Source organism: Corallococcus exercitus, assembly GCF_003611585.1.
In the GTDB taxonomy this organism is placed as follows: domain Bacteria; phylum Myxococcota; class Myxococcia; order Myxococcales; family Myxococcaceae; genus Corallococcus; species Corallococcus exercitus.
Window position 1 is genome coordinate 1 of record NZ_RAVW01000604.1, and the last position, 4,280, is coordinate 4,280.

Below are 4,280 nucleotides of genomic sequence, written 5' to 3' on the forward strand. Positions count from 1 at the left end.
GATTCGGGGGCGGAGAGAGGACCGGCCTTCATCGGAATCAAAACCTCACGGAGGGGGGAACGCCTCCAGCAGCTCCACCCCATGGTCGCGGATGGGCCCTGCGAAGTCAAAGCAACCCAGGGCACCACACCGCGATTTCAGGAGGGCGGAACCGACCTCAGCGGACCTCCAGCACGAAGGCCTGGGACTGCACGCCCGGCAGCCCCACGGCCTCGGCGAGCGCCGGGTCCAGCTCGTTGGGCAACCGCCACGTCTGCCCCGTGGACTGCAGCAGGGTGACGCTGTAGCGGCCCGGAGGCACGGCCGCGAGCGGCGCGGGCGCGGCGGGGTCGCGCGCGTCCAGCGCCAGCGCGCGGATGGCCACCAGCAGCTGCGGGACGAAGACGGGCTGCGGGCGAGGCTTGCCTTCACCATCGAGCAGGGCAGCGAGCAGGGGGTCGGGCACCAGGCCGGCCGCCAGCACCGCCACATCCGGCTTGCCGTCCATGCCGCCGTTGACGCGCGCGTAGTCCACGCCCTCCGCGTCCACCATGCCATCGCGGTTGAGGTCGTTCTCGTCCACGTAGCCCGTCACGCCTTCCGCCAGCTTGCGCACGATGACGCGCGGCCAGAAGTCCGGCACGCCGTCGCCGTTGGCGTCATCCGGGACGCCGTCCTTGTTGGCGTCCACGAGCTGCACCCAGAAGCCAGGAGGCCGTTGATCCACCGCGCCGGTGAGCACCTGCGGCGTGAGCGTCAGCAGCTTCGTGGGCGTGGTCGCGGTGTTGAACTCGCGCGCGTCCGCGGTCTGGAAGGCGGGCCGGTCGAAGGGCACGGTCGCCGAGTCCGCGAAGGACACGGAGACGCCGGTGAGCGGCTGGGGCCAGCCGTCCGCGTCCGTCGTCACCTCCAGGATGCGCGTGGCGCTGGTGGCCGGGTCCACGGCGCCGCCGCCCACGTCGCCCGCGTTGGGCTCGGAGGTGACGCCGTACCAGGGGTTGAAGTCGGACACGTGGCAGGGCTGCGGCACGCTGCGGCAGGTGTCCGAGTCGATGAAGCCGCGCAGCAGGTAGCGGCCCGGCTCCACGAGGCTCAGCGAGAACGGCGCGGTGAACGGACCCGTGGAGTGGTCTCCCAGGGACGCGCCGAACAGCTCCGCGGCGGTGACGACGGTGAAGGCCAGCGGACGGCCGGAGCCCGCGGGCGGCGGCGGGTTGGCCGCGTCGTAGAGGAACACGATGGCGTTGCCGCGCGCGCGCGACTGCACCACGAGGCTGCCCTCGATGCGGGCCGAGCGCGTGTGCTGGCGGCCGTCCGCCGTGGGCACCACGTCCGGGGAGTCACAGCCGCCGGACAGGAGCGACGCGAGCGCGAAGGCGAGGAAGGGGAGGGGGCGCTTCATGGGGTCACCGTGAGGTTGGCGAACACGCGCCGCTCGATGCGGTTGCCGAAGGGGTGCTCCGAGTGGCTGCCGCCGAGCTGGCTGCCCTGCAGCGCCACGGAGACGAAGTCCTTCACCACGGTGTAGCCCACGCGGGCGTTGACGACGGTGTACGCGGGGAGGTTGTTGGCGATGAGGTCCACGCGCGTCGGGTCGGTCGCGGAGGGCTCGCGCTCCACCCAGGTGGTGGAGGTGGTGAACGCCGCTTCGATGCCGAACTCCAGGTCCGTGCGCGTGCGGTAGGTGACGCCGCCGAAGAGCCGGAACGCCGGCGCCTGGCTGCACGTGCCGCACTGGCCCTCTTCCGGCAGGTCGGAGCTGACGTGCTGGTACGCGGCGCTCGCCTTCACGCCCAGGCCGTCGATGGGGGACACGTTGATGCCCGCCTCGACGCCGCGCGCGGTGTAGATGGCGGCCTCGTTGGTGAACAGCGAGCGGCCCAGCAGGTAGCTGCCGGTGCCGCTGTCGTAGGACTCGCCGGCGGGCAGCGGCTGCACGGGCGACAGGGCGATGAGGTCCTTCACCGTGTTCTGGTAGAGGGCCACGTCCCAGTCCAGGCCCAGGCGCGGGGACTCACCGCGCCAGCCCAGTTCCAGCGCGTTGAGGCGCACCGGACGCAGCGTCCGGTTGCCGGTGGTCAGCAGGCTCACGCCGTTGACGCCCGGCACGGGCACGGGCAGCCGGGTGTAGCTCTCCAGGAACGTGGGCTCGCGGAACGCGGTGGCCACGGACGCGCGGAAGGCGTGCCCTTCCATGGGCTGGAACACCGCGGACAGACGCGGCGATTGAGCAATGCCCGGGTTGCCCTTGTCGAGCAGCGGGTGGCGGTCCACGCGGTAGCTGACCACCAGGCGCAGGGGCTGCACGATGCGCCACTCGTCCTGGACGAAGGCCGCCGCGTGGAACTCCTCGCGCAGGGCGTCCAGGTACTGGAACGCCACGCGCTTCAAGCGCCCCTCCACGCCGATGTTCACCTGGTGCTCACCGGCCAGCTCGAAGCTGCGCGCGTACAGCGCCTCGCCGTTGAAGACGTTGGAGGCCACGGTGGTGGCGGCCGAGCGCTGACCGATGGGCTCGTACTGCGGCCCCGCGTCGCCGGACAGGTGGTTCCAGAACGCCTTGAGCTTCACCGCGCCCAGCTCCACGTCGGCCTTGGCGTACGCGCCCAGGCCGTCGATGTAGTAGTTGCGCAGGAGGCCCAGCGGGTAGATCTCCGTGAGGTAGCGGTGCACGCCGCCGGAGAGGCCAATCGCGCGGCCCTCCTCGAACGAGTAGACGGTGGACAGGTTGGCGCGAGCCCCGCGCTGGCCCAGGTCCGGATCCGCCGGCCCCTCCAGGGCGAAGTCCGGACGGCCGGACTCGTAATCGCGGCTCCACTTGTCCTCCTGCCGGTAGGCGGCGGAGGCGCGGTAGCGCAGGGGGCCGTTCTGGCCGTGGCTGACGAAGGAGCCCTGCACGGTGTTGCCACCGCCCGCCATGGCGCCGAAGCGCGCGCGGCGGCCGGTGCCGGGGGCCTGGGTGATGATGTTGATGACGCCCAGCATCGCGTTGGCGCCGTACAGCGCGCTGCCCGGACCGCGGATGACCTCGATGCGGTCGATCTCCTCCAGGCCGATGGGCAGCCCCGCCCACACCGTGAGGCCGAGGAAGTCCTGGTACTCGGTGCGGCCGTCCACCAGCACCAGCACCTTGTTGGCCAGGCGCTGGTTGAAGCCGCGCAGGCTGACGTTGGCGCTGCCCACGCCCATGGCCATCACGTCCGCGCCGGGCACGCGGCGCAGGAGCTCCGGCAGCGTGGTGGCACCCGACAGGCGGATGTCCTCCGCGGTGATGACGGTGGTGGCGTTGGGCGACTCCAGCGAGGACTGCGCACGGCGGCTCGCCGTCACCACGCGCTCCTCGTAGGGCACCAGGCCCTGGTCGCCGGAGGTGTCACCGGACTCGGCGCCGCCGCTGGAGGTGTCAGGAGTGCCGGGCGTGGCCGCGGGCTGCTGCTGCGCCTGGGGCTGGGCAGTGAGCGACTCCGCGCGGTTGACGGCCTTCTCCAGCCGCTCCATGAGCGCGGCCAGCTGCTGCTGTGCCTGGATGCTCGTGGGGGGCGGCGGGGGCATGGGCAGCCCGGTGGTGGAGCCCGTGCCCTGCGTGCCGGGTTGGGTGCCGGGAGCGGGGGCCTCCGCCTGCGCGGCCTGGCGCGTGGCCTCCAGGCGCGTCACCTGGGCCTGCACGTTGGCGGCGTCCGGCGGGTTGGAGGCGAGGTAGCGCTTGTACGCGTCCAGCGCTTCGTCGAACCGGCCCGCGTCCTGGTACGCCCGGGCGATGTTGTAGAGGACGCTGGGGTGCGGCTTGATGTTGTAGGCCTCCTCCAACTCGGCGATGCCCTCGTCGAACTGCTTCTGCTCGATGAGGTTCATGCCGTTGCGGAAGTGGCGGCGCGCTTCAAGGCGCGCGTCCGCCAGGGCCTCGGTCGCGCAAAGACACAGCGCGAGGAGCGCTCCACGTCGGAAGGCTGTCGGGGGATTCACTGGTACGGATCGTCCTTGTACGAGGAACCGGGAGCCTTGGTGGGCTTCGGTCCCTGCTTCTTGATGCGCGGAAGCTTGATGGAGACGTTGACGGTGGTGCCCGGCTCACCCGAGTAGGTCTTGCTGACGGTCTGGTAGCCGTCCATCGCGAACGACACCTCCACGTCCGCGAGGCCCGGGCTGTCCGGGGTGTGGGTGATGGTCAGCGGGGTGTTGCCGCGCACCCTGCCGTTGACCTTCACCTCCGCGCCCGGGGGATCGCTCTCGACGTCGAAGCGGACGGGGCGGGGAGTGGCCGGGCGCGCGGCCACCGTGGGCTGGGCGGCGGCGTGCTCGGC

The 4,280-nt window shown here is 71.8% G+C and carries 3 protein-coding genes; all 3 read right to left on the bottom strand.

All coding sequences use genetic code 11. The annotated features are described in order from the left end of the window. Positions 1 to 157: 157 nt before the first annotated feature. Positions 158 to 1,381 (bottom strand): hypothetical protein, encoded by a 1,224-nt coding sequence (locus D7W79_RS39440; RefSeq protein WP_120530371.1) that lies wholly within the window; start codon positions 1,379 to 1,381, stop codon positions 158 to 160. After that, a complete protein-coding gene (locus D7W79_RS39445; RefSeq protein ID WP_208729963.1) occupies positions 1,378 to 3,942 on the bottom strand; it encodes a TonB-dependent receptor plug domain-containing protein in 2,565 nt (854 codons plus the stop codon). The genes D7W79_RS39440 and D7W79_RS39445 overlap by 4 nt, the downstream gene beginning before the upstream one ends. Next, positions 3,939 to 4,280: PEGA domain-containing protein (locus tag D7W79_RS39450; protein WP_120530372.1), on the bottom strand; the 342-nt coding region annotated here is incomplete at its 5' end. The genes D7W79_RS39445 and D7W79_RS39450, both read right to left, overlap by 4 nt.

Excerpts from the sequence above, each read along its gene's own strand:
- D7W79_RS39440 (WP_120530371.1), bottom strand. The coding sequence starts at position 1,381 with ATGAAGCGCCCCCTCCCCTTCCTCGCCTTCGCGCTCGCGTCGCTCCTG.